Annotated in this window: 22 protein-coding genes and 2 pseudogenes; 15 read left to right on the top strand and 9 right to left on the bottom strand. The window is 42.7% G+C overall.

The window, feature by feature from the left end; genetic code table 11:
• Nucleotides 1-41 precede the first annotated feature (41 nt).
• Nucleotides 42-581 carry a TetR/AcrR family transcriptional regulator gene (locus tag B9T29_RS05385; protein ID WP_086174924.1) on the top strand — a complete coding sequence of 180 codons (540 nt, stop codon included), beginning with the start codon at nucleotides 42-44 and terminating at the stop codon, nucleotides 579-581.
• A 194-nt stretch (nucleotides 582-775) separates the two neighbouring features.
• On the opposite strand, the gene B9T29_RS05380 is transcribed toward B9T29_RS05385, so the two are convergent.
• The gene (locus B9T29_RS05380) at nucleotides 776-1582 is read right to left on the bottom strand and encodes a cytochrome C assembly family protein (protein WP_086174923.1); all 807 of its coding nucleotides are present in this window, start codon (nucleotides 1580-1582) and stop codon (nucleotides 776-778) included.
• A 138-nt stretch (nucleotides 1583-1720) separates the two neighbouring features.
• On the opposite strand from B9T29_RS05380, the gene ffh reads away from it, so the two are divergent.
• The 3 genes from ffh to B9T29_RS05365 all read left to right on the top strand — a co-directional run bounded on the left by ffh (nucleotide 1721) and on the right by B9T29_RS05365 (nucleotide 4630).
• Entirely contained in the window at nucleotides 1721-3130 is a 1410-nt protein-coding gene (gene ffh, locus B9T29_RS05375) for a signal recognition particle protein (protein ID WP_086174922.1), read from the top strand.
• A gap of 168 nt (nucleotides 3131-3298) precedes the next feature.
• Complete coding sequence (locus tag B9T29_RS05370; protein ID WP_086174921.1) at nucleotides 3299-3874, top strand: RBBP9/YdeN family alpha/beta hydrolase; 576 nt, start codon at nucleotides 3299-3301, stop codon at nucleotides 3872-3874.
• Nucleotides 3875-4042: 168 nt separating this feature from the next.
• Nucleotides 4043-4630 (top strand): RBBP9/YdeN family alpha/beta hydrolase, encoded by a 588-nt coding sequence (locus B9T29_RS05365; RefSeq protein WP_086174920.1) that lies wholly within the window; start codon nucleotides 4043-4045, stop codon nucleotides 4628-4630.
• Here B9T29_RS05365 and B9T29_RS05360 read toward each other — a convergent pair.
• The 3 genes and pseudogenes from B9T29_RS05360 to B9T29_RS16485 form a co-directional block, all read right to left on the bottom strand.
• Nucleotides 4609-5346, bottom strand: coding sequence for a type III pantothenate kinase (locus tag B9T29_RS05360; RefSeq protein ID WP_086174919.1), 738 nt, complete (start codon nucleotides 5344-5346; stop codon nucleotides 4609-4611). The genes B9T29_RS05365 and B9T29_RS05360 overlap by 22 nt on opposite strands.
• Nucleotides 5347-5355: 9 nt before the next feature.
• On the bottom strand, nucleotides 5356-6114 hold the full coding sequence (locus B9T29_RS05355) for a biotin--[acetyl-CoA-carboxylase] ligase (RefSeq protein ID WP_086174918.1): 759 nt from the start codon (nucleotides 6112-6114) through the stop codon (nucleotides 5356-5358).
• Between the two features lie 177 nt (nucleotides 6115-6291).
• Nucleotides 6292-6387: pseudogene (locus B9T29_RS16485) on the bottom strand (GNAT family N-acetyltransferase); the annotation flags it as partial.
• A 441-nt stretch (nucleotides 6388-6828) separates the two neighbouring features.
• On the opposite strand from B9T29_RS16485, the gene B9T29_RS05345 reads away from it, so the two are divergent.
• The 5 genes from B9T29_RS05345 to ligA all read left to right on the top strand — a co-directional run bounded on the left by B9T29_RS05345 (nucleotide 6829) and on the right by ligA (nucleotide 15265).
• Nucleotides 6829-7638 (top strand): sulfite exporter TauE/SafE family protein, encoded by an 810-nt coding sequence (locus B9T29_RS05345; RefSeq protein WP_086174917.1) that lies wholly within the window; start codon nucleotides 6829-6831, stop codon nucleotides 7636-7638.
• Nucleotides 7639-8002: 364 nt separating this feature from the next.
• Nucleotides 8003-8698: a GntR family transcriptional regulator gene (locus tag B9T29_RS05340; protein WP_086174916.1), complete on the top strand. Its 696-nt coding sequence runs from the start codon at nucleotides 8003-8005 to the stop codon at nucleotides 8696-8698.
• A gap of 10 nt (nucleotides 8699-8708) precedes the next feature.
• Nucleotides 8709-12161, top strand: coding sequence for a chromosome segregation protein SMC (smc, locus tag B9T29_RS05335; protein ID WP_086174915.1), 3453 nt, complete (start codon nucleotides 8709-8711; stop codon nucleotides 12159-12161).
• A gap of 1 nt (nucleotide 12162) precedes the next feature.
• Nucleotides 12163-13140, top strand: a complete 978-nt coding sequence (locus tag B9T29_RS05330; RefSeq protein WP_086174914.1) for a cell division protein ZipA C-terminal FtsZ-binding domain-containing protein — start codon at nucleotides 12163-12165, stop codon at nucleotides 13138-13140.
• 91 nt (nucleotides 13141-13231) lie between these two features.
• The gene (gene ligA, locus B9T29_RS05325) at nucleotides 13232-15265 is read left to right on the top strand and encodes an NAD-dependent DNA ligase LigA (protein WP_086174913.1); all 2034 of its coding nucleotides are present in this window, start codon (nucleotides 13232-13234) and stop codon (nucleotides 15263-15265) included.
• Between the two features lie 55 nt (nucleotides 15266-15320).
• On the opposite strand, the gene B9T29_RS05320 is transcribed toward ligA, so the two are convergent.
• Nucleotides 15321-16385: an SDR family oxidoreductase gene (locus tag B9T29_RS05320; RefSeq protein WP_086174912.1), complete on the bottom strand. Its 1065-nt coding sequence runs from the start codon at nucleotides 16383-16385 to the stop codon at nucleotides 15321-15323.
• A 477-nt stretch (nucleotides 16386-16862) separates the two neighbouring features.
• Here B9T29_RS05320 and ftn point away from each other — a divergent pair, with 477 nt between their 5' ends.
• Nucleotides 16863-17327: a heteropolymeric bacterioferritin subunit Ftn gene (gene ftn, locus B9T29_RS05315; RefSeq protein ID WP_086174911.1), complete on the top strand. Its 465-nt coding sequence runs from the start codon at nucleotides 16863-16865 to the stop codon at nucleotides 17325-17327.
• A 486-nt stretch (nucleotides 17328-17813) separates the two neighbouring features.
• Here the strand turns inward: ftn and B9T29_RS05310 are convergent, their stop codons facing one another.
• Nucleotides 17814-18335 carry a peroxiredoxin gene (locus B9T29_RS05310; RefSeq protein WP_416202478.1) on the bottom strand — a complete coding sequence of 174 codons (522 nt, stop codon included), beginning with the start codon at nucleotides 18333-18335 and terminating at the stop codon, nucleotides 17814-17816.
• A gap of 195 nt (nucleotides 18336-18530) precedes the next feature.
• Between B9T29_RS05310 and B9T29_RS05305 the strand changes: the two genes are divergently transcribed.
• From B9T29_RS05305 to bioD, 5 genes are all read left to right on the top strand, one after another.
• Nucleotides 18531-19262, top strand: coding sequence for a hydrolase (locus B9T29_RS05305; protein ID WP_086174910.1), 732 nt, complete (start codon nucleotides 18531-18533; stop codon nucleotides 19260-19262).
• 84 nt (nucleotides 19263-19346) lie between these two features.
• Nucleotides 19347-20642 carry an adenosylmethionine--8-amino-7-oxononanoate transaminase gene (bioA, locus tag B9T29_RS05300; RefSeq protein ID WP_086174909.1) on the top strand — a complete coding sequence of 432 codons (1296 nt, stop codon included), beginning with the start codon at nucleotides 19347-19349 and terminating at the stop codon, nucleotides 20640-20642.
• Nucleotides 20639-21796: an 8-amino-7-oxononanoate synthase gene (locus B9T29_RS05295; RefSeq protein WP_086174908.1), complete on the top strand. Its 1158-nt coding sequence runs from the start codon at nucleotides 20639-20641 to the stop codon at nucleotides 21794-21796. Before bioA ends, B9T29_RS05295 begins: the two co-directional genes overlap by 4 nt.
• 9 nt (nucleotides 21797-21805) lie before the next feature.
• Nucleotides 21806-22576, top strand: a complete 771-nt coding sequence (gene bioC, locus B9T29_RS05290) for a malonyl-ACP O-methyltransferase BioC (protein WP_086174907.1) — start codon at nucleotides 21806-21808, stop codon at nucleotides 22574-22576.
• Nucleotides 22573-23217, top strand: coding sequence for a dethiobiotin synthase (bioD, locus tag B9T29_RS05285; protein ID WP_086174906.1), 645 nt, complete (start codon nucleotides 22573-22575; stop codon nucleotides 23215-23217). The genes bioC and bioD overlap by 4 nt, the downstream gene beginning before the upstream one ends.
• 416 nt (nucleotides 23218-23633) lie before the next feature.
• Here the strand turns inward: bioD and rluB are convergent.
• From rluB to B9T29_RS05270, 3 genes and pseudogenes are all read right to left on the bottom strand, one after another.
• Nucleotides 23634-24488 (bottom strand): annotated as a pseudogene (gene rluB / locus B9T29_RS05280) (23S rRNA pseudouridine(2605) synthase RluB); the annotation flags it as partial.
• Between the two features lie 41 nt (nucleotides 24489-24529).
• Nucleotides 24530-25120, bottom strand: a complete 591-nt coding sequence (gene scpB, locus B9T29_RS05275; RefSeq protein ID WP_086174904.1) for an SMC-Scp complex subunit ScpB — start codon at nucleotides 25118-25120, stop codon at nucleotides 24530-24532.
• Nucleotides 25117-25911 (bottom strand): segregation and condensation protein A, encoded by a 795-nt coding sequence (locus B9T29_RS05270; protein ID WP_086174903.1) that lies wholly within the window; start codon nucleotides 25909-25911, stop codon nucleotides 25117-25119. The genes scpB and B9T29_RS05270 overlap by 4 nt, the downstream gene beginning before the upstream one ends.
• Nucleotides 25912-26329: the final 418 nt, after the last annotated feature.

Raw genomic sequence — 26329 nt, 5'->3', positions numbered from 1 at the left:
TAGTACAGATCTGTACTATTTTTATTTGTAGGATGCCTTTGATGTCAAAATCAGCATTAAAAATTTTAGATACAGCGGAAAGATTATTTAATGAAAATAGCTTTGTTGGTGTTGGTGTTGACTTAATTCGAGATGAATCAGGTTGTTCAAAAACGACTATGTATACTTATTATAAAAATAAAAATCAGTTAGTTAAATCTGTACTTATGGCTCGTGATGAAAAATTTAAAAAAAGTCTATCTGAATATATTGGAGCTGCAAAAGGTATCTATGCAATTAATAAAATTTTTGATTGGCACATGGAATGGTTTCAACAAGAATCTTTCAAAGGGTGCTTATTTGTTAGAGCTGTAGCTGAGTCTGGTCAAAATGAAAAAGATATAATGTCCGTTTCTAAAAAGCATAAGCAGTGGATAAAAGATTTAGTATCAAAAAATTGCCTATTAGCGGCTCATCAAGATTTATCTGAGCTAATTTATACTTTAATAGAAGGGTTAATTAGTAGATTTTTAGTAGATGGATTTGATCCTAATATTGCTACTACTCTGAAGAAAAATATTAATAATTTATTTGATCGATGATTAAGATTTTCTAAAATTAACATAACCCACGTTATACGAAATTCTTTTAAAAATTCAATTTAAATCAATTTCTTATTGTATAGATAAAAGCCCAAACCATAAGGGTTGAGCTTTTTTTATAATTTATCATGTTCCACGTTTATTATTTAATCATTGTTCCACGCTTTTAAGTAGGCAAATTTAACAAAAAGACTTTACCTACCCAAAATCATTTCCAGTACAAACTTGGAACCAATAAAACCAATCGCCAATAGCATAAAACCAATGAGGGTAAAGCGAATCGCTTTCTGACCGCGCCAGCCAAACTGGTAATGGCCAATCAACAGGAAGCCATAAACAAACCAGGAAATAATACTAAACGCCGTTTTATGCGCCAAATGCTGGGCAAAGAAATTTTCAATGGTAAAGAAACCGAAACCGAGCGCTAAAGTGAGTAATACAAAGCCGGTAATAATTAAATCAAACAGCAACGATTCCATCGCCTGGAATGAAGGTAATAAATTAACCCATAGTCTTTTGGTTTTATTTTTTAATTCACGGTCTTGAAACCACAAAATCACGGCTTGAATGGTGGCCATCAACAGAACCGCATAAGCGGATAAAGACAAAATAATATGAATGTCTAGGCCCAAAGAATGCTGTTCAATCACCTGATTGGTCTTGCTTAAGGCAAAACCTAAAATGAGACCGGTTGCAGCAACAGGAATACCCAGTAAATTCAGTGCCAAAATGGGACGAAAGGTACTAAACAGCAGGCTGAGCAGCAGCATCAGACCAGAGGTAAATGACATCAGCACAAAAACATCATAATTGATGCCTAAAGGGGTCAGCATATCGCTATACAGCACAGCCCCATGCAACATTACCCCTAAACCCAGTACCAGCCCAATAAGCCAATGGTTTGGATCACGTTTTGACATTAAGTGGATAAACAGATACCAGAAAGATGTGGTATAAGCGATTAATGCTAAGATCGTGTAAACCAAGGGGAGACTGATCATGTCAAACCTTTTTTGGGATGATGAATATTCATTTATATAAATTCGATGTGAACTACAGTATCCTATAGCATTCTATGCATAAATTTTCTATTTTAAGAAACAATTTTTTGCTCATGGCTATTTTAAGCGGAATTTGCAATGTTTGATACCTTAACAGAACGACTCACGCAGAGTTTAAGAAATGTTACTGGCTCAGGGCAGCTAACCGAAGACAATATTAAAGATACGTTACGCGAAGTACGTATGGCACTCCTTGAGGCCGATGTTGCGTTACCTGTAACTCGTGAGTTCATCGCGAAAGTTAAGGAAGAAGCATTGGGTCAGGAAGTGATGACTCAGTTATCACCGGGGCAAGCTTTTGTCAAAATCGTTCATGACGAATTGACTAAGATGATGGGTGAGGCGAACGAAAGCCTTGACCTTGCTGCAAAACCTCCTGTAGTTGTACTTCTTGCTGGTTTGCAAGGTGCAGGTAAAACTACGACTGCAGCAAAACTTGCACGTTTCTTACAAGAGCGTCAAAAGAAAAAAGTCGCAATGGTTTCTGCCGACGTTTACCGTCCTGCAGCGATTAAGCAGCTACAAACCGTTGCGGGTGAAGTTGGCGCGATTTTCTTTGAATCTAGCGCAGATGAAAAACCAATTACTATTGCCACCCGTGCCATTGAGCAAGCTAAAATCCAGTTTGCTGATGTACTGATTGTCGATACCGCAGGTCGTTTGCATGTCGATGACGACATGATGGACGAAATTAAAGAGCTTCACGCAGCCATCAAGCCAACTGAAACCCTGTTCGTGGTCGATGCCATGACTGGTCAGGATGCTGCAAATACTGCCAAAGCCTTTAATGATGCCTTGCCTTTAACAGGTGTGATCCTCACCAAGACGGATGGTGATGCACGCGGTGGTGCAGCGCTTTCTGTACGCGCCATTACCGGCAAGCCAATCAAGTTCCTGGGTATGGGTGAAAAACTCGATGCTCTAGAGCCATTCCATCCTGAGCGTATTGCACAGCGTATCTTGGGCATGGGTGACGTACTTTCTTTGGTCGAAGAAGTTGAACGCAAGATCGACAAAGAAAAAGCCGAAAAAATGGCGAAAAAATTGCAAAAAGGCGGTAGCTTCAACTTTGAAGATATGCTGATGCAATTTGAGCAAATGAACAAAATGGGCGGCATGATGGGCTTTCTGGATAAACTTCCAGGCATGAGCAACTCAGGTATTCAAGATGCGATTGCGCAAGCGAACCCTGAAAAGCAAGTGAAAAAAATGGAAGCGATTATCCAGTCGATGACCATTAAAGAGCGCCGTAATCCAGACCTGATGAACCCAAGCCGTAAAAAACGTATTGCAGCGGGTTGTGGTATGGAAGTTGTTGAAGTCAATAAACTGATTAAACAACATGCGCAAATGGCTAAAATGATGAAGAAATTTGCCAATCCGTCGGGTATGGCAAAAATGATGAAGTCATTGAGTGGCATGCAAAATAAATTTGGCGGTGGCGGCGGTATGGGACCATTGTTCGGTAATAACGATCAAAAGAAATAATCTTTTGAACACCAAAAAGACGCTTTAGGGCGTCTTTTTTATTGTTATTTCAATTTTTCAGTTCATTTTGTTACCAATAGACTGGATTTTCTCATTTCATTTTGTAGCCCTTTGCTTAATAATTACGTGAAAACAATCACACTAAAACACATAATAAGAAGAAAACAGATGCCATCGATTCAAAAGAAAGTTTATATCGTGCATGGTGATCGTAGCTCACCTAATGAACACTGGTTTCCATGGTTGAGCCAGCAGATACAGCATTCCGGGCATTTTGCCAGGCGTTTAATATTGCCAGATGCCAATGCGCCTGATTTTCAGCTCTGGCAACAAGCGTTAAAGATGCAAATTCCTCAACTGGATCAGCAAAGTATTATTATTGCGCATAGCTTGGGGAGTCTGGCCAGCCTGCATTTTTTATCGCAAGCCTTAAGTGAAACGCAAATTAAAGGTCTGATTCTGGTTGCAGCTTTTAAGGATAAATTGACTGCTCGCCCTGAACTGGATCCTTTTATTGAGCAAGCCAAACTCAATATGTCGATTTTGCAAAAGCAGATTTCCCGGCGTTTTGTATTATTTTCTTGCAATGATTCCTTTGTTCCACCGCCGATGGCGGTACTGCTTGGACATTATCTCAATGCGCAAATGCAGGAACTGCAAGATGCGGGACATTTTATGCGTCAAGATGGCTTTACCGAGTTTAAAGAGGTGTGGGAGATATTGAAGCCTATGTTGGCTAGCTAAAGGCTATGAGGCTTAAGCTAAATTCTGAGAAAATATCAGGCTGATTGGACAGAGATAAAAAATACCTACTCCAGTTCCGTTGAGATAAAAACATATAACAATTGAAACATCTTATTCAGGTTAGGCTGGTTACCTCCTCAAAGAGTTCATGGATAAGGAACAATAACAATGGCTCAAGTGATTGTGATACATGGTTATACCGCAAGCCCGGAAGAAAATTGGTATCCCTGGTTTCAACAGCTTGCGGCTCAACAACATTTTAGCCTGGAAATCCTGCGTCTCGATCCTTCACCACGTCCGGAATTGTCGGTATGGGAAGCGCAAATTGCTGAGCAAGCCGGCAGTCTGGATGAAAACAGTATTGTGATTGCGCATAGTTTGGGAACTATCGCGGCATTACATTATTTATCCAAATGTTTATCGCATCAGCGTATTAAACAGTTGGTTTTGGTTGCCGGTTTTAATGGCCGTTTGGGACGCTTAGATGAAGTGAATCCTTTTATTGATGCTGCCCGGATAGATTTTGAATTGCTAAAACGTCAGATAGAGCATCGGGTGGTGATTTATTCAGAAGGGGATGACCATGTCCCGCCAAAATTCAGTATTGAACAGGCCAAAAGTCTGGATGCCGAACTGATTGCCGCCGAGCATCAGGGGCATTTTATCGATTCGCAAGGCTGTACAGAACTGCCCGAAGTCTGGCAGAGCATACAGCCCTATTTGATTCGACACGATCAGGCTTCAGTGAGCGAATAAATATAATTTTGCAGACCTTTAAGCAGTAGGTCAGGCTCAATGGCAGGTTGATACTGGGCAAGATATCTGGCAAATAAGGGCGCATCACCACCGGTTAAAATGAGTTGGCTCGGATACTTATCTAGCACTTTTTCAATGGTGCTGACCAGACTGAGCAGAATGCCATGGTGTACGGCATCGATGGTATTACGACCTGGGGTCAGTTCATCAAATGTTGCATCGGGAATCTTGATGCCTTTGGTATTTTGAATCAGCGAATCACGCTGTAAATACAGATTTGGCAGGATATAACCGCCCAAATGTTGCATGCCATCGGTCAGGTCAATGGTCAATGCAGTTCCACAACTGATCACGCAATATTTTTGTTCTGGATTATTCACTACAGCCAGCATTTGCAGCCAGCGGTCTATACCGAACTTGCTGGTATCTTCATAAGCACAGCGCAAACCGGCATATTCGGCATGTACTTTGGCAAAGCTTACTGGTACATCTAGAAATTTTAAAATTTTCTGGATACGGTCATTGTTCTTTTTGTCCTGAACCGAAGATACCCCGACTTGTTGCAGACCTAGACCTTTAAAATGCTGGATTAAGCCTAACAGCAGCTCGGCAGGAGATTGCAGATGCAATTCTGCCGCATGTTCAATAATCTGGTCATTTTCAGTAATCCAGTATTTGAGTCGGGTATTGCCGATATCCAGCCATAAATTCTTCATTGCATTTCTCTACGCAGAGGGGTTCAGGCAGCGTAAACGCCCTTGATAAAACTGTTTTAATCCTTCCGGAGTTTCAATACTGACCGAACCATCGTCCTGAATTCCTAAAAAGATCCCTGAACTTAGCCCTGAATGGTCTTCAAATTCAACCGCCTGATTTTTAAAAGCGGCATAGTGGTTAAAGCGTGCTGCCAGGTTACAGCAGTCATGATCAAACCATGCACTGGCTTGCTGGATGGCCATATACAGTTCTGCAATCAGCTGAATACGGGAAATATCCTTTAATCCTAATTCGCGCAACGAGGTTGCATGCTGGTCAATCTGTTCTTTGGGAACAGGCTCAAGGTTGATACCAACCCCGACAATAACCTGATGCGGGGAAATCGGTTCAACCAGAATGCCGCCCCATTTACCTTGTCGACTATACAGGTCATTCGGCCATTTCACTTGCAAACCTAAATCTTGCAAACTCGGCATTTGCAAAATATTCAGTGCAATTTCAAGCGCCAGCCGGCCGTCAATAGGGGTTTGTGTATTTAGCAAGGTGCTTAAATAAATGTTGCCTTCAGGTGATACCCACTCTCGTTGACGCTGTCCACGACCTTGCGTTTGTCGGGTACTGCAAACCAGAACACTGTGTACGCCTTTAAGTGCAATTTTGCGCACATCATCATTGGTCGAAGTGGTAACAGGTTTCAGGATTAAAACTTCAGGAAGCTGATGGGCATCATCCAGGATTTTTTGCAGCTGTCGGGTCTCTAAATCCATTTAAATCTAAGCTAGTGGTATGTGAATAATGGAGTTAATCATATATGTATGGATGGGTGCAATGGCAGCAGGTACTACAGGTTTCTTTACGGAAGAGGGTGTAAAGCCTAAACGATGAAGCATGAATCAAGCTATGCGTGATTTTTATCTCATGCTCATTATGCTAAATAGGCTTATATATTTCATCACTTCAGGATCTAATCCCATCTCAATGAAAGTTGCATAATCACTTGCTTGCCATTGCCGAAGTATTAAGCGCTCAGTTTCTATCATGCGATCTATCCAATAGCAAAATGAAGGCTGAATTTTAGCCTGTCTGTAATTCAGATCATACGGCTGATAGAAATGTGGATGATTCAAGCCATATTTCTGAATTGCATGGTGAGCTATGAAATTCGTACTATAGATTAAAAAATGCAGAGGGTTTAAAAGAACTTGAAGAGTTGGGGAATGAACGGAATACAAATCGTTGCTCATTTTTAGAAAACGATCCACTTCCTTATTCAAACTCGGTTTATCATAAAATGATGATGCATCATCAAAACCAGAATTGAGCCGGAAAGAACAGCTCTTTTAATGGATAGGATGATTATGCGTTAAATGGATGATGACAAGAAATACAATTTAATGATTTTACTAATTTTTTGGAAAAAACGGTAAAACTCATCTAATATCACGCTCTACTTGCATTTACGAATGGCTGGAAATGACCGAATGGAATTAATCATATATTTATTGATTGGTGCAATGGCAGGTTTTGCTGCTGGACTGTTTGGTGTCGGTGGTGGCCTGATTATTGTTCCGATTCTCTATATCGTCTTTACCCAGTTACATTATGATCCTTCGGTGATTATGCATTTGGCTCTGGGGACTTCGCTGGCCACCATTATTGTGACCTCCATTAGCTCAATCACAGCGCATCATAAAAGAGGTGCAGTGATGTGGGACGTATTTCGCAACCTGGCTCCAGGTCTGGCATTCGGGGCATTTTTAGGGGCAGGCATTGCCGACTACATTTCTGGTCAGGGCTTGCAGTTATTGATTGGTTGTTTTGCTATTTGGGTGGCTTACACCATGTTTAATGGCGCAAGAAAACCGGTTGACCCTGACCATCATTTACCTTCCAAAGCCATGCAAATACTGGCGGGTGGAGGAATCGGAATCGCCTCTGCCATATTTGGCATTGGCGGTGGCAGTCTGACCGTGCCGTATTTAAGCCGGCATGGCGTAGTGATCCAGAAAGCGGTGGCCACCTCAGCTGCAGGCGGTTTGCCGATTGCGATTGCCGGTGCTTTAGGCTTTATGTGGTTTGGTTCCAATACAGAAGTTGAAATACCGCATAGCATTGGCTATGTGCATATCTATGCCTTTATTGGCATTAGTATCATGAGCTTCATGACAGCGAAATTAGGTGCAAAAGTGGCGCATAAGTTATCCCCAGCCATGCTGAAAAGATGTTTTGCCTGCCTGTTGGCAACCGTGGGGGTGTATTTTATTTATCAAGGTTTTTCGACCTTTTTTTAATTTAAAAAAAACAATATAAAAGAGATGAAAAGGTGTGCTATGGTTTTTGCATACACACCTTGAGATCACTTATTCTGTTGTTTTTCGGTGGATGTGCTGAACTAAAAATAAGATTTATTTTATAATTTAAATGAATCACTTAGGTTGAAGTTAGTCTAGAGTAGGATATTTGACGGAAATAGACTGTTTTATCCGATCTACTCATAACAAACTGATATTGGCTTTATCGACTTAAAAATTGTCTGACAATGTCATATTTTTTGCAGTTAAAATCAAGTAAAAAAGCAAGTAACAATCAGGATTTATCCCCCAAGATTTATCCAATTTTTTTGATTGCATCTTATAAAAACAAGATAGGAACAGTATGCAAGAACAAGAAAAGGGCAGTTTGTCCGAGCAAATTGCCAGGCATATTAGTGAACAAATCATTCGCGGTGAACTGGTTGAAGGTGAGCGCATTCAAGAGTTGCGAATTTCCTCGGAACTGGATGTCAGCCGTGGTTCGGTACGTGAAGCGCTACTGTTGCTGGAACGTACGCAGCTGATTGAAATTTACCCGCGCCGTGGTGCGATTGTCTCGGAAATGTCTGCTCAACAGGTACGTGCCTTGTTTGAGCTGTGTGCATTGCTGTGTGGTCAAATTGTGCAACGCATGGCCGAAACCTGGCGTAGCCATGAAGCCGAAAGAATTCAGGCATTGTTGGAACAATTGCAGGAAGAAACCCGTCAGGGGCATACCGAAAAATTCTATGACCTGATCTTTCAGGGCTTGGCTCGGCAACATGAAATGGTCGGCAATCCCTACTTAATGAAGGTCTATCAGGAACTGTTACCCTCACTGCGCCGCAGCTATTTTTTAACCTTAAATATCTCGCGTCGTGAGCTACAGGAATCATTTGATTTGTTTAAGTTGGTGACTGATGCAGTTTTGATCCGAAAATCACAACAAGCTACTTTATTTATGGACGATTTTTGTCGACACTTGCGCAACCTTGTGTTGGAATCTCTAACACGGATGAAACAAATCGAACTTGCATGGGCAAGACGTTCACGACGTTGATCAGGACATTATGCGTTTAAGCAGCTTAAAACTTTCCGGCTTTAAATCTTTTGCCGACAGTACAACTTTACATTTCAAGGCAAATCGTACCGCTGTGGTTGGACCCAATGGTTGTGGTAAATCGAATGTCATTGATGCCATACGTTGGGTGATGGGGGAGTCCAGTGCACGCCAGCTGCGTGGCGGCAGCATGCAGGATGTCATTTTTACCGGAACTGCGAAACGTAAACCGGTCGGGGTCGCCAGTGTCGAACTGCGTTTTGACAATACCTATGGCAAACTCGGTGGCGCCTACAATGCCTATAATGAACTGGCAGTGCGTCGTCAGGTGAATCGTGATGGCAAGTCTGAATATTTCCTGAATGGCACCAAATGCCGCCGTCGTGATATTACCGATATTTTCCTGGGTACTGGTTTGGGGCCGCGTTCCTACGCGATTATCGAACAGGGCATGATTAACCGTCTGGTCGATGCCAAACCTGAAGAAATGCGGGTGTTTATTGAAGAGGCTGCCGGTGTTTCACGTTATCAGGCACGTCGCCGTGAAACTCTGCTGCATCTGGATCACACCACACAGAATTTATCGCGTCTAGAAGATATTGCCGCGGAACTAAAATCCCAGCTGAAAACCCTGAAACGTCAGTCCGAAACAGCCATTCAATATAAAGAACTGGAAACCCAGATTCGTACCATCAAAGTGGAAGTGCTGTCGTTTCAATGTGAGCAAAGCAGTCGCTTGCAGCAGGAATATACCTTGCAGATGAATGAACTGGGGGATAGTTTTAAACTGGTTCGTTCTGAACTCACCACGCTGGAACATGACCTGACCGCAACCAGTGAATTATTTCAGCGCCTGATTCAGCAGTCCACACCGCTGCAAAATGAGTGGCAACAGGCAGAAAAGAAACTCTCTGAATTGAAAATGACGCTGGAACAGAAGCAGTCCTTGTTCCAGCAAAATACGACCACCTTAACTCAGCTGGAACAGCAAAAACGACAGACCAAAGAGCGGTTACAACTGATTGAATTGCAAATTGAAACTTTGCAATCTCAGCATGAACAGCAGACTGAACAGTTACAGCAGCAAGAAAGTCAGGGACAGGATCAGAGCCAAAATCTGGGTGATTTAAAAGCGCAGCAGCAACAGATACAACAGCAATTTGAACTGGTCAAAACCCAGATTGAAAAACAGCAGCAACAAAAAATGCAGATGCTGGCGCAAAGTGAGCAGCTGGCCAAAAATATTGCCCGGATCGAGCAGCAAAAACAGACCTTGCAACAGCAAACAGCACAGCTTCAAAATCAGGATCAGCAAGATGACATTGAACAGCTGGAACATGAAAAAGTTCAACTCAGCCAGCAGATTGAGCAATTAGAACACCATATTCAAACTCAGAAACAAGCATTAGAGTCAGTACAAGCACAATACGCGCAGCAGAAAAATGATGTTTCGAGTTTGAAAGCAGCCATTCAGGTGTTGCAATCGGAACAGAAAAACCTGAATCAGTTACTGATTAAGCATAGTCCGAAAATTCAGGACAATACTATGCAATTGATGCAAGTCTTGAAACTGAAAGATCAGGCCAAAGCACATGCCAATCTGATTGAAAAGTTTTTGGCAAAATGGCTTTCTGCACAAGTATTAGAGGCGAATGCTGATTTTAGTGAGAGTATTGCCCGTCAGCTTAAAAGCAATGCTTCGCAAGATCAGATTCAGTTGATCGGGCTGCCTTGTTTAGCCGACTGGATTGAATCACCGCAGCATTCTATCTGGCAGCAGGTGGCAGTTGTAGACAATCTTAATCAGGCTTTGGCTTTACAGTCGCAATTGGGCATTGGTCAGTCCATCTTGACGTTGGATGGTTATCAGGTGGCTCAGGATTGGGTCATTGGCCTGTTTTATGACGAAGCAAGTCAAGCCGGGCAAGGGACACTCAGCCATCGTATCCGTTTGGATGAAATTGAAACTGCACTGGCACAGCAGCTACCTCAGCTTGAAGCCGCGGAACAGCAATTGCCAGCCGTGTTACAGCAGACTCAAAGCCTGCAAAAAAACATTCAAGATCAGCAAGAGCAGTTAAGGTTACAGCAAAAAGCGTTGCAACAGCTTGATGTCAATATTGCGAAAATACAAAGCACGGTTCAGGCATTTTCAGTACAAAAGCAACAATTGCAAAATCAGTTACAACAACTGGATGAGCAGCTGGAAGAAGATGCCATGCAGAAAGATGATCTGGAAATTGATTTGCATGCCTTGAATCTGAAACTGGAGCAGGCTTTACCGAATTACAAAACCATGCAGTTTCAGGTTGATGAGCTGAGTGAACAGCTGGAAAATACCCAGCACAGCTGGCAGCAGGCGCAACAGGAATTGGAGCTGCTGCGTCGTCAAGCCACGCAAACCCAGCAGCAGATTGAATTGCTTGAAAAAGATGCTTCATTCTCAAAAGCGCAATATCAGCAGATTATTGCGCAAATGGAACAGGCAAAAAAGTTTGTCGATCCGGTACAGCTGGAATTGCCGGCACTGCAATCCCAGTTTAACGAGCAGGCGCAAATTACCGAGAAACTGCAAAAAACCTGGAGTGAGTGGCAAGTCGAGCTGAACAGTGTTCAAGAAAAACTGCAGCACTTGACCGAACAGCGCCATCAGCATCAGCAGCAGGATGAAAAATTGCGCGGACAGCTGGAAGAGAAGCGTTTGGCCTGGCAAGCAGCCAAATCTGATTTCCAGCATTATTCAGAACAATTGACAGCTTTGAATAGTGAAGTGATTAACGGTTTAACGATTGATATCGTTGCCCATCAAAAACAGCTGGAACAGGCACAGCAGCGCTTTGAAAAACTCGGTGCGGTCAATCTGGCGGCTTCGGAAGAATATGAAGAAGTTTCCAAACGTTTTGAAGAACTGAGCCACCAGATTGAAGACCTTGAAAAAACGGTCGATCAATTACAGGGCGCCATGAAAAGCATTGACCAGGAAACCCGTAAATTGTTCATGACCACCTTTGATCAGGTCAATCATGAACTGCAAGACTTGTTCCCTAAAGTATTTAATGGCGGGGAAGCCAGTTTAAGCCTTGAAGATGACTGGCAATCGGGTGTAAAACTAATGGCGCGACCACCAGGCAAACGTAACAGTTCTCTGGCGTTATTGTCCGGTGGTGAAAAAGCATTAACAGCATTGGCATTGGTGTTTGCCATCTTCCGTTTAAATCCGGCACCGTTCTGTGTACTGGATGAAGTGGATGCACCTTTGGATGATGCAAACGTGGGTAGGTTTTGTAACCTGGTAAAAGAACTTTCTGAACAGGTTCAATTCATTTACATTACCCATAATAAAGTTGCAATGACGATGGCAACAGATTTGTTGGGTGTTACCATGCCGGAACCGGGCACCTCAAAATTAGTCACTGTCGATTTGGAACAGGCAAAAGAATACGGTTTAGTTGCGGAGTCATAAAATGGAAGTCACCACGATTGTTGGTATTGTTATCGCCGTTATCATTATGTTATTCGGTTTAAGGTTATTGTTTAAAAAACCTGCGGATGCAGCACCTTCATTAGATTCAGAACTTCATGTCAATACAGATAGCCAGCAACCGGTGATTCCTCGCCATGTCCGTGATCAATTACAAAGTGCCAATGAAGCCTCAAGTCTAGAACGTGTTGAACCGACTTTAAATGAAAAAACGCTAGAACAGGCTAAAGCATCTCAGCAGGCAGAAGTGAAAACTGAAGCAGCCCCACCTGTAGAAGGAGCAGTTTCTGCATCAGAAGTTCTAGCGAAGTCTGAATTGAAAGCCGAGGCTACAGCTTCAGTAGAAGAGACAAAATCGGCAGCCAGCTCAGAGCCAGCACAGCAAGCCGAGCGGGCTGAAGATAAAGCGTCAGCTGAATTTAACCTGAACAGCAATATCGACAAAGCTGAAATTTCAGACTTTGAAGATGAAAGCAGCATTCTGGATGAACACTTGCATGAACAGCAACGCGTGGATGAAGCCAGTGCATTATCTACTGCGGCTGAGTTTGTGGCTTTAAATGTTTATCCGGAACGTCGCGTACTTTCAGGGGAAAAAACCCTAAAAGTATTGCTTAAATACGGTCTGCGTTTTGGTGAAATGGCCTGTTTCCATCGCTATAGTGAAGATGGCAGTAAGTTATTGTTCTCGGTATTGCAAATTACCGATGAGGGTGCGTCCGGTTTTGATCTGGAAACCTTATCCACTGAACAGGTGAAAGGCTTGGCTTTCTTCCTGGCCTTGCCACATAGTGATGTGCAAAATGCCTTTGATACCATGGACAGTCTTTCACGTTTAATTGCACGTGAAGTTGATGGTACCGTGTATGATCAGAACAATCAGGAATTTACGCCACAACTGCGTGAGCAATGGCGTCATTTTGCGATTGACTACCGCGTAGGTCAGAGTACAGAAGTTTAATTTGAAACTGGACGACTCGATTTCTATAATAGCGAGTAGATCAAATATTTGTGAAGGGCGGAACTAGACCGCCCTTTTTTATGGTGTAGAAATGACTCAAGATTCAACTATCAAAGCGCAAATGCGTCAATTGATTCAAATTTTAGCCAAGCATAATCATGCCTATTATGTGATGGATCAACCAAGCATTGAAGATAGTGAATATGATCAGCTCTTTCATCAGCTTAAAGCCTTAGAAGAACAATACCCTGAATATATACAGGCCGATACCCCGACCAATAAAGTTGGTGGCAAAGCACTGACTAAATTTGCAAGCGTGACCCATGCGGTGCCGATGCTGTCATTGGGCAATGTATTTAACCAGGAAGAACTGTTTGCCTTTGCCCGCCGTATCGAAGAGCGTTTACCGAATCAGAAGATTCAATATGATGTCGAACTGAAGTTTGATGGCTTGGCAATTTCACTGTGGTATGAACATGGGGTGCTGGTGCGTGGCGTCACTCGCGGCGATGGTGAAACCGGTGAAGATATTACCCATAATGTCAAAACCATTCGTAACTTGCCGAAAGTGCTTTCATCTGCTCAAGGTTCAGTTCCCGCGCTATTAGAAGTGCGTGGTGAAGTGCTGATGCCTAAAGCCGGCTTTGAAAAACTGAATGCGGAAAATGAAGCCAAAGGTGAGAAGACCTTTGCCAATCCGCGTAATGCCGCCGCAGGCAGTCTGCGTCAGCTTGATCCGAATATTGCCGCCTCGCGTCCTTTGGCCTTTTATGCTTATGGTATTGCGCAGTGTGAACCGCATCATGGTCAAACCACTATGTATGCCAGCCTGGAATGGCTCACCCAATTTGGCTTTGCGGTGGGGGAATGTCATTTTATTTGTGACAATATTCAGGATGTACAAAAGGCTTATGAAGAAATCAATGCGAAACGCGCGAATTTGAGTGTTGAAATTGATGGCATGGTCATTAAAGTCGATGACTTAAAACAGCAAAAACAATTGGGTTTCTTAAGTCGTGAACCACGTTGGGCAACAGCATATAAATTCCCGGCAGTAGCGGCTTTAACCACGGTTGAAAATATTGATTGGCAAGTGGGACGTACCGGTACTTTAACCCCAGTCGCGCGTTTAAATCCAGTTGCAGTCGGTGGGGTAACGGTATCCAATGTCACCCTGCATAATATTGGGGAAATCCACCGTCTGGATGTGCGTATTGGCGATACGGTTAGCGTGTACCGTAGTGGTGATGTGATTCCCAAAGTGGAAAAAGTCTGGCCGGAATTTCGCCCGGATGAGGCGGTAGCCGTCCATCTTCCTGAAAATTGTCCAGTCTGTGATTCGCCGGTGGTGATGCCAGAAGGTGAAGCTTTGGCGCGTTGTTCAGGCGGTTTGTACTGTGCGGCACAGCGTATAGAAGCGATTCGCCATTTCGTTTCGCGCAAAGCACTGGATATTGAAGGCCTGGGTGATCGTTGGGTGGAATCTTTATTACACCTCGATTTGTTGAAAAATGTGGCCGATATTTATTGCCTGCATGAACATCGGGAACAGTTGCTGACGATTGAAAAAATGGGTGAAAAGTCGGTTCAGAACCTGTTTGATGCCATTGAAAATAGCAAGAAAACTACACTGGCTTGCTTCATTTATGCCTTGGGTATTCGCGGTGTTGGTGAAACTACAGCACGTATGCTGGCCAATACTTTCCAGACTTTTGAAGCCCTTAAAGCTGCTGATCTTGAAGCCTTAAAGAAAACGCCAGATGTCGGTGATATTACCGCTGAATGGATTATCGATTTTTTCCAGGCTGAACATAATCTGGAAGTGGTGAACCGTTTGCTTGAAGCTGGAATTCACTGGGATGCACCAATTGCGCCTACACGTCAGCCATTGAATGGAGAGAGCTGGGTAGTCACTGGGACGCTAAGCAGTATGGGGCGTGATGAAGCGACACAATTACTTCAAGCCTTAGGCGCTCGGGTGAGTGGCAGTGTTTCCAGTAAAACCAAATGTGTGGTTGCCGGGGAAAAAGCCGGTTCTAAACTTGAAAAAGCTGAAAAGCTGGGCGTGCAGGTGATGAATGAAACTGACTTTTTAAGCTTGATGGCTGAATACGGACAAATGTAAAGTTCAACTTAAAAGCCACCGCGAAGGTGGCTTTTTTATTGATGAGATTCAATATTTAAAGATATTTCTTCACGACACCATCATCCAGTAATTGCTGGAAATGCTCAACCAGACTGGTTTCAATATTTCGGTATTGCATGCCGAGTTCCTGCTGACTTTTACTGGCATTAAAATAGATTGGATAGCCCATATTCAGTTCAACAAATGATTTAGAAAAACCAGCCAAAGGACCAAACAATTTGAAAGCCGCTTTTGGGAGCTGATTACGTGGGAAAGGGAACTTAGGACCAAAGTTGTGACGTAAAATTTTTCCCATTTCCAGTAAGCTCAGCGTACCGCCACTAATGATGTAGCGACCTTTGGCATCAGGATTAAAGGCGGCTTGAGTATGTGCATCCGCTACATCACGGACATCGACAATACCATTCCACATAGGCGGTACACCGAACAAGGTCATGCCGTTGGCAAACTGTTGCAGCACTTCTACACTGCCTGACTGGGTATTTGCGGTTAATGAGGGACCGAGAACCAGCGCCGGGTTAATACAGACCAAGTCCCAACGTTGCTGTGCTTGTTGCATATCCCATGCTTTACGTTCTGCCATGACTTTGGAGTAGGAATAGGGTTGATGTGTTTCTGAACTGGTGGTATTCCAATGCGACTCATCAAACTCATTCTTTGCGGTGTGTTGAATATCAATCGCATCGCCATAAGTAGAGGCAATACTCGAGGTCACGATCACACGTTTAACTGACTCGGTTTTATTGACACTATTCAGCACATTTTCAGTACCTAAAATAGCAGGTTCAATAATGTCTTTTACCGCATCTTTAAAGTTGTTCACCACAAAAGGCGATGCCATATGCAACACGATTTCACAGCCTTGCATGGCTTCATCAAATGAATTGGCTTCAAGTAGATTGGCTTTAAAGAGTTTAAGTGTGCCCGTAGTTTTAGCGGCAATTTTATCTAAATGTGCAAAGCTTGGCTTTTTGTTCAGGTCACGGACAGTAGCATGTACGGTATGGCCTTGCTCCAGTAAATTTTTAATGACCCAACTAGCGATGTAGCCTGTCGCACCTGTCACAAGAATGGGTGCGCTATGTTGTGGATTCGTCATGAGTTAAACCGTTGTTGTTTTTGAGTTTGCGCATATCTTAGAGTGAAATTACAGGCGTGTCTTTGACTGATTGATGCTTACTTTAGCTAAAAGTTGTACCTGGTAATGCTCTATTTCCTATAAATAAATAATCTACTTGTATCTAATTGGTTTAAAACCAGAAGTGTTTGCTGCTGAACAATTGTCCGGTAAGACAGGTATGGCGAAGTTCATGTTTTTTATTGGCGGAGGAAATAAGAACTATTTGTAAGCGTTACAAATCTTAAAAATATACTTTTACAGTTTAAATAAGCCTTGTGGAAATTGCTTCAATTACGCAAAGGCTTATTTTATATATGGAAAGTTTTGTTAAATAAGCTGCAAATGCGTATGTTTCTCATTTTAATTTTATAAAAATCATAAACTTACATAATTTTTATTTTGCATTAAGCGGCGGTTTTGTCCATAATATTAGAAAAAGGGTATGGAGTAATTGAAATGCGTGGCAATCCAGAAGTCGTAGACTATCTAAATATGTTGATCGGTGGCGAACTGGCGGCTCGTGATCAATATCTTATTCATTCTCGCATGTATGAAGATTGGGGTTTAACCAAGATTTTTGAACGTATCGACCATGAAATGCAGGAAGAAGCATCGCATGCCGATGCGATTATTCGCCGTGTATTATTCCTGGAAGGTACACCGAATATGAACCGTGATGACATCGAAACAGGTGAAGATGTGGTCACATGTTTAAAAGCGGATTTAAAACTCGAATATCATGTACGTGAAAAACTGGCGCAAGGTGTAAAACTTTGCGAAGAAAAAGGCGATTACGTTACCCGTGAGATGCTGCGTCAGCAAATGTCGGATACGGAAGAAGATCATACTTACTGGTTGGAAAAACAAATTCGTTTGATTGAACTCATTGGTTTGCAAAACTATATTCAATCGCAAATGTAAGATTGCAACTTTAGACAGAGAAAGCCTGACCATAGTCGGGCTTTTTTTATATCTTTATTTTTTATTATTTGAACCCGGTTTATCTTTTGTGCCGAATCATATTAGACAACTTGCATAAATTAAAAACGTTCAATATTAGATTTTGAAAATCAGCACTGCCTCATTTGATTGATTCAATTTTTATGCTTTTGTGTAGGCATTATCTCTACTTCTGAAAGGTCAAAATGAGGAACTCAAAATATATTTTGAGTCCGCAAGAAAAACCTTTTGTTCCCCATACACGACATCCTGAGCCAGTTTTTAAGCACTGTTTTAAAATGCAGCGCAAGGGATGGGAAATGTGTGGCATCCATGCCACACTCATGAATCTAATATCGACTAAAATTTATTTTTAATTTTGGCTTTAAGAACGACTTATAGTAATTGAAAAATGATTTATGAAAGAAGTCTATTGTCTGGATTTTGAAATTTTGAATAAGCGAAAATCTATTTAGAAAACTTTTGAATGTCTGCCAAAACCTGAGCCGCATGTGATTGTGTATTAATACTATTGTAGTGGTAAACAATGGTTCCTTTGGGATCAACCAAAAAGCTTTCCCGTTTGGCTATTTTAATAATACCTAGGTTGCGGACAATTCCGAATTGATCTGCCAATTGATGATTGTGGTCTGCCAGAATAGGAAAAGGTAAAGCTAACTTTTCTGAAAATTTTTGATGAGACTTCACATCATCCAGACTGACGCCAAGTACTACAGCATTATTTTTTATAAACTGCGGATAGAGTGCCTTAAACTGATTGGCTTCCTGAGTACAGCCGGGAGAGTTGTCTTTAGGATAGAAATATAACACCACCCATTTGCCTTTGTGCTGGTTCAAGGAATGCCATTGACCATTTTGATCCTGCAATTTAAACGCCGGAGCAGATTTTCCGACCCACTGTTTTTGAGCCTGTTCTGATTTGGAAAAAATGGAGTCTTCAGCATAACCCGGCTGAGACAATACAGTCATACAGCTGATCCACAGTAATCCAGCTTTGCATATTTTAGAAGCTTTCATAATATTTTTGTTGTGGGAAGGATGCTTAAATACTAACAAAATAATCTTCATTAGACGTACATCATTTTTTGATGGATTTTGTGCAGTTTAAAAGCAATAAAATTTTATATACTGCAGTCAATCAGAGCATAAGTTTAAAGGTCAACATTGCAGCAACGTATTTTACTCATCACAGGCTGGGGCGGTGGCAGCAAACTGCTCAATCCTTTAAAGCAGGCTTTAGAACAGCAAGGGCATCAGGTTGAACTGTGGAATATTTTCAATGCTCTGGATGAGCAGGTGTTAGTGCAGCAAGCCGAACTGGCCCGCCAGTTTGATGTAATTGCTGGCTGGTCATTGGGTGGTCAGCTGGCCACAGTTTTAGTCGATCAGATTCAAAAGCAGTATGGGCTGGAAAAAGTATTGATTACGTTGGGTTCTAATCCCTGTTTCGTAGCGAATGATACATGGCCTATGGCAATGGATCAGCCGACATTTCAGCAGTTCAAACAGTCATTTGAGCAGGATGCCATTTCAACCTTAAAAAAATTTGGCTATATGGTATGTCAGGGCACAGCAACCACCAAAGCTGACTTTATCACTTTACAAAGTTTGATTCAGCCTCAGTCTATTGACCTATTAAAACAGGGGTTATTGTGTCTTGAACAGTTAAATAATGTAGATATCTTGAAAAACTATTCAGGTGCTCAATTGCATGTCTTTGCAAAACAGGATTTTTTAGTTAGTTACAAAGTACAACAAAATCTTCAAAAAATGGATGCAAAGTTTTTAGAAACGGAGTTGATAAGCGGGTCACATGGCGTTCCTGTTTTTGAAGCTGAAATAATAACTGGCAAAATCTGTCATTTTTTAAAGAAAATAGAACAAATAAACGGATAACTGGTTTATCTCGCAATTTCTTTTTATTTTCGTCAGGTTTAAGATCATGAAAAATTGATTTCAAGCATCTGCATGGAGTGATGGATGACCGAGTTAACCGATCTGGACTTTGATCTTGCGCATATCTGGCATCCTTATACCTCCATGACCGATCCATTGCCGACCTTTAAGGTTAAACAGGCTTATGGAGCAATCATTGAGCTGGAAGATGGACGGAAATTGATTGATGGCATGTCTTCTTGGTGGTGTGCTATTCATGGTTATAACCATCCTGAACTGAACAAGGCAGTAACCAATCAGCTGCAAAACATGTCGCATATCATGTTTGGGGGGTTTACCCATGATCCTGCAATTGAACTCGGCAGACTTTTATTAAAAATAACGCCGCCCAGTCTGGACAAAATTTTCTATGCCGATTCAGGCTCTGTCGCAGTTGAAGTGGCACTGAAAATGGCGGTTCAGTTTTGGACTGCACAAGGCAAAACTCAGAAAACCAATTTTGTCACGCCGCGTTCTGGCTATCACGGTGATACCTGGAATGCCATGTCGGTTTGTGATCCGGTCACAGGCATGCATCAAATTTTTGGTTCCAGCTTACCCAACCGTTTCTTTGTTCCTGCGCCGCAAGTCGGTTTTTATGATGAATGGAATCAGGACGATATTGCTGAACTGGAAAAAACTTTAGCTGAACATCATCACACCATTGCTGCTTTAATTTTAGAGCCGATTGTGCAAGGTGCAGGCGGGATGCGTTTTTATCACCCTGAATATTTGCGTCAGGCCAAATTGCTGTGTGAAAAATATAATGTGCTGCTGATTTTTGATGAAATTGCCACCGGTTTTGGTCGTACCGGCAAGCTGTTTGCCTGGGAGCATGCCGGGGTTGAACCGGATATCATGTGTATCGGCAAGGGGTTAACTGGTGGCTATATGACGCTTTCGGCTACCTTAACCAGCAAATATGTAGCAGAAACCATCAGTCGGGGCGAGGCGGGTGTGTTCATGCATGGCCCCACCTTTATGGCCAATCCGCTGGCCTGTGCGGTGGCTGTGAAAAGTACCGAGGTTTTATTGGCTCAAGACTGGCAAGCCAATATTCAACGGATCGAAAAACAGTTACAGCAACAGCTGCAACCGCTGGCACAGCTCGATTATGTGCAGAATGTAAGGGTTCTGGGGGCGATTGGCGTGGTTGAGCTAACATTCAATGTCGATATGAAAACCCTGCAACAACAGTTTGTTAAGCGTGGCATCTGGATTCGCCCATTCGGTAAACTGGTCTATGTCATGCCGCCTTATGTGATTACTGAAGCAGAACTCAATACCTTGTTGCAACAGCTGGTCGAAGTCGTAGAACAGATGCAGGAGGAAATGGCATGAGCCTTTTGGATAGCTATGCAGCGAAGCTGGATGAATTAAAACAGCAGGGCAATTTACGGCAATTTACCTGCAATGTTCAGCAAGACCGTTATATCGAAATCCAGCATTGGAAGATGCTCAACCTTTCATCCAATGATTATTTGGGCTTGGCAGCGGATCTGCAACTGCGTGAACAGTTTTTTGATGAGACGCCGAATGAACTGCGCAGAATGAGTTCATCTTCTTCACGTTTGCTGACTGGTAACTTTGCTGAATATGAACAGCTGGAAGCCAGTTTGAGTCAGGCTTTTCATGGTCACGCTGCGCTGTTATTTAACAGTGGTTATCACATGAATATCGGAATTTTACCTGCGCTTAGTGACAGTAAAACCCTGATTCTTGCCGATAAACTGGTGCATGCCAGTATGATTGACGGTATCCGTTTATCTACCGCCAAATATGTACGTTATCGGCATAATGACCTGAACCATCTGCAACAGCTTTTACAGCAATACCATGCAGATGAGGCTTTTGATCGTATCATTGTAGTGACTGAATCCATTTTTAGCATGGACGGTGATGAAACCGATCTGGCTGAACTGGTGCGCATCAAACAGCAATTTTCTAAGGTGATGCTGTATGTGGATGAAGCACATGCGATTGGCGTACGTGGCGCGCAAGGCTTGGGCTGTGCAGAACAATATGCGGTGATTGATGAGATTGACCTGCTGGTCGGAACTTTTGGTAAAGCGCTGGCATCGGTCGGGGGATATCTGATTTGCCATCCCATTATCCGTGAATATCTGATCAACTCCATGCGTCCACTGATTTTCAGTACTGCACAGCCACCGATGTGTATGGCCTGGACTAATTTTATTTTCCAGAAAGTTTTAGGTTTACAGCAGCAGCGCCAGCATCTGCAACAGATCAGCCAATATTTACAGCAAGCGGTACAGGCCAAAGGCTTTGAGTGTCCATCGACTTCACATATTGTGCCGGTGATTATTGGCGAGTCGCAAAAGACCGTGGAAAAAGCCCAACAGCTACAACAGGCCGGGTTTTATATTATGCCGGTACGCCCACCGACTGTGCCAAAACACAGTTCCAGATTGCGTATTTCATTGACTTCCCAAGTGAATCAGACCGATCTTGAGCAGCTGGTGGCGTTGCTGTGAGTTGTAGCCGTGAATATTAATAAGTCTCAAGTTGCACAGCGTTTTGCCAAGGCCGGGCAAAGTTATGCTCAACATGCTGTGGTACAAAAACAGATTTGCCAGCATTTAATTGGGTTGATGCAAGAACACATATCCAAAAACAGTTTAGATCGTGTGTTTGAAATCGGTTGTGGCTCAGGCAATTTAAGCCATTTGCTGATGCAAAACTTTGAAATAAAGCATTTGTTTTTAAATGATCTGTATCTCGAAGTTCAGCAGCATTTTCAAAATGATCCGAAACTAAAATGGTGGATTGGCGATATTGAGCAACTGGATTTTCCAAAATCACTTGATCTGGTTGCGTCCAGTTCGGCCTTGCAATGGGTCGGCAATCTGGAGGCTGTTTTTAAAAATTGTGCAGATGCTTTAACGCAGCAAGGCTATTTGTGTTTCTCGACTTTTGGTCAGCAGAATTTACAAGAAATTAAGGCACTGACTGGACAGGGATTAGATTATCTCACTCTTGCAGAGATTCAGCACAAGCTGCTCAAACAGGGTTTTGAAATCCTGCATCTTTCCGAAAACCTGGAAATGCTGAGCTTTTCCCATCCTAAAGCCGTACTGCAACATTTAAAGGCCACCGGGGTCACTGCAACCGCCGCACAGCATCGCTGGACCAAACAGTCTTTACAGCAGTTCTATCAGAACTATCAGCAATTTTCACAACTTGATCAGATGGGACAACGACAATACCAGCTCAGTTACCATCCTATTTATTGCATTGCTCGGAGCACAGCATGACAGCAGATGTTTATTTTATCAGCGGGATTGATACCGGAATTGGCAAGACCTATACTACAGGTTATCTAGCCAAGTTATGGAATGAGCAGGGCAAGAAAACCATCACCCAGAAGTTGGTGCAAACCGGCAATACCGATATTTCTGAAGATATCGAACAGCACCGTAAAATGATGCAGATGGGCTGGTTTCCTGAAGATGAAAGCAAACTGACCATGCCGGAAATTTTTACTTATCCGGCTTCGCCGCATTTGGCGACCAAAATTGATGGTCGCGAAATTGATTTTCAGAAAATTGCAGATGCAACTCAGCAATTGGCGAATAAATATGAGGTGGTTTTGCTGGAAGGTGCTGGTGGCTTGATGGTGCCTTTAACCACAACATTACTGATGATTGATTATGTGGCAGAAAAGAAATTCCCTGTAATTTTGGTCAGTTCAGGTCGTTTAGGCAGTATTAATCATACTTTGCTGAGCTTGGAAGCTTTAAAAAGTCGTGGTTTGGAATTGTATGCTTTGGCCTATAACCTGAATGACGAATCGCAAGACGCATTGATTTCTAAAGATACATCTGAGTATTTAAAAGCGTATTTGGCGAAACATTTTCCCAAGGCACAGTGGATTGATATTCCTGTTTTATCCTAATTCTTCCCTAAAAAAGGGTATAAAAAAGCCACTCAATAGAGTGGCTTTTTATTTGCAAGGAAAAGCTTTAAAAATTAAAACTTCTTAAAGCTTTTGTTGCCAAATGGTTTGCGCGGTGCATTTTCATCACGACGTTCGCGTTGGCCATAAGTACCTTGATTGCCAAAGTTTTCAGGACGGTTTTCACGCTGTGTATAGCTATTACTGTTGCCTTGACGTGATTCACGTTGAGCATAAGTGTTTTGGTTGCTGTCTTGACGACGCTCACCGCGTTGGGCAAAACCATTGCTATTGCCATCACGACGTTCGCGTTGAGCATTACCGGTTTGGGTGCTCTCTTGACGACGTTGCGCATGACCATTCTGGTTTTCACGGCGATCACGCTGTGCATAGGCCATTGGGTTTTGATTTTCACCCTCTTCGGTGTCACGGCGTTGCTGACGTAAATAACCGCCACGACGTGCCGCCATTGGTTTATCTTGCATGCGCTCGGTACGACGTTTAGCCATACCAAACAAGCCTGTGCCTTGACGCGGTTTCAACTCAACAGCTTTGGTCAAGTTATCGATATCGTTTTTATCGAGTTCCATCCAGCGACCGGTACGAAGTTCGCGCGGTAGAATGACAGTACCATAACGGGTACGAAGCAGACGGCTGACTTTTAAACCTTGTGATTCGAAAATACGACGCACTTCGCGGTTACGGCCTTCTTTCACCACCACCTGATACCAACGGTTAATCCCGTCACCACCAATTTCAGTGAATGATTCAAATTTTGCCGGACCATCATCTAAAACAACGCCTTTAAGCATGTTGTTTTTGATTTGTGGCGTTACTTCACCCATTACGCGAACCGCATATTCACGTTCAATTTCGTTAGATGGATGCATTAAACGGTTGGCCAATTCACCATCATTCGTGAACAGTAAAAGACCGGTCGAGTTAATATCCAGACGGCCGACCATGACCCAGCGATCATTGGCAATCGCAGGCAGTTGCTCGAATACGGTTGGACGTTGTTCAGGATCATTGCGTGAGCAAATTTCGCCTTCTGGTTTGTAGTAAATCAGAACACGACGACGAATTTCGTCTTCAATCTGGAATTGGACTTTACGACCATCGATGCGAAGCTCATCACCCGGTTCAATGCGTTCACCCACTTGGGCAACGCGTCCATTGATACTCACACGACCAGCAGCAATGACTTCTTCCATATAACGGCGAGAACCCAAACCTACGCGTGCAAGCACCTTTTGTAATTTTTCACTCATGACAGCATAACCTTAGAAATTATCATCAACAGTTCACCTATCTATGACTTCGGTGCGTGAGCATCGAGCGCCATAAAAGCTTCCTTGGCATCCTGCAGGGGAGGCAATTGACCCAGTGAAGACAGGCCAAAAGCATTTAAAAATTGTGGCGTTGTAACTAACAACGCGGGTCTTCCCGGAAGTTCTCTAAAACCGGACTCTTTAATCCAGTTCCAGTCAAACAATGATCGAAGGATCTGACTATTGTTTGAAACTCCACGAATCTGTTCAATATCTGCTCGGGTTACTGGTTGATGATAAGCAATCACAGCAAGGGTTTCGAGCAAGGTGGGCGACAAGCGAGTTGGTCGCTCTGGCCACACCTGAGTAATGATATTGCGATATTTAGCCCGAACCTGGAAACGGAACCCTTGTGCGGTTTCTACCAGTTCGATTGATCTGCCATGTTGTAGCATGGCAAGCTGTTGTAACAACTGATGCAATTCTGGTTTGGTATATTGATTTTGGAAGGCTTCTTTCAAACGTGCAAGCGAAACAGCTGTTTCACTGGCAAAAATAATCGCTTCCAGTTGCATCAAAACTTCATGTTGGTTATCAGCAACAGATAGGGGTATCGCTTGATCATTTATCATGCTTGTACTCCTTGAATCGCCAGTGGCGCTTCAATACCTGTCGCAATAATATTCACTTTTTGTTGGCGGCTAAGCTCTAAAATAGCCATAAAGGTGACCACCATACCCATGCGCCCTTGGCTGGGTTTGAGCAGGGCTTCAAAATGCAGCACTTCACCGGACTGTAAACGGCTTTTAATAAAAGCAATCCGTTCTTCCAGTAACACCGGTTCTTGCTGAATTTGATGAACCACCGGTTCTGGGCGGTTAAACACACAAAACAGCGCATCGCGTAGCTGGCTGATATCATAGCCTTCATTGCTTTGCACCACATGCCCCAGACTGACATTGCTTGGAAAGGTATCACGTTCCAGAACCGGCATCTGACCCAGACGTTCAGCCGCCTGTTTCACCCGTAAATAGGTTTCCAGCCGGTCAATCAGTTCTTGTTTAGGATCTTTTTCAACGACGATGCTAGCACTTGGTTTTGGTAGTAATAGTCGTGATTTCAGGTCGGCCAATAAAGCTGCCATCACCATATAATCTGCCGTCAGCTCAATATTCAAGGACTTCATGGCATCCATGTAAGATAGATATTGAGCAGCAATCGGAGCGATATCGAGCTGTAATAAGTCGAAACCGCTTTTTTGAATCAGGTAAATCAGGAAGTCGAGTGGACCTTCGAAATGCTCTAACAGAATTTCAAATGCAGCAGGAGGAATATATAAATCCTCTGGAATCGATTCTTGCCACTCATCCATAACACGGATGTGTGAGCTTGGCTCCATAGGATTATGGATAGGTTGATTCATTGCAGTTATAGGCCACGCGAATTTTCAAAGGCATGCAGAAGGCTTTTGCTTCGATCTCGCATCGAAAGAAAAAGCACGTAATTTAGTAAGCGCTAGTGTAATGGAAATTTGACTTCAAATAAATTAGTTAAGTGATCAAATACAAAAAAACCTGAAATTAAGTAAGGTTTTTGAGCGGCTTGATTATGTGAAATGGACTGGTTTTGTATGATTTTGATTTTTTAGATCGATCTATTGGATTTAATATTTAAATTTTCATGGACAAAGCTGATCATATTCCTCAGCCTTATATACTGAATAAAATTAAAGAAAGTTCTGAATAGAATAAAACAAAATATTAGGACAATATGAAAGCCAATAAAAAGAGATCTCATCTGTCATGAAAAATAATCAAAAAGTACAAGAAAATGAATAGGGT

Origin of the sequence: Acinetobacter sp. ANC 3903 (genome assembly GCF_002135315.1) — a bacterium.
GTDB lineage: Bacteria > Pseudomonadota > Gammaproteobacteria > Pseudomonadales > Moraxellaceae > Acinetobacter.
Note: the sequence above shows the minus strand (reverse complement) of the source record. Positions and strands in the feature narration are given on the sequence as shown.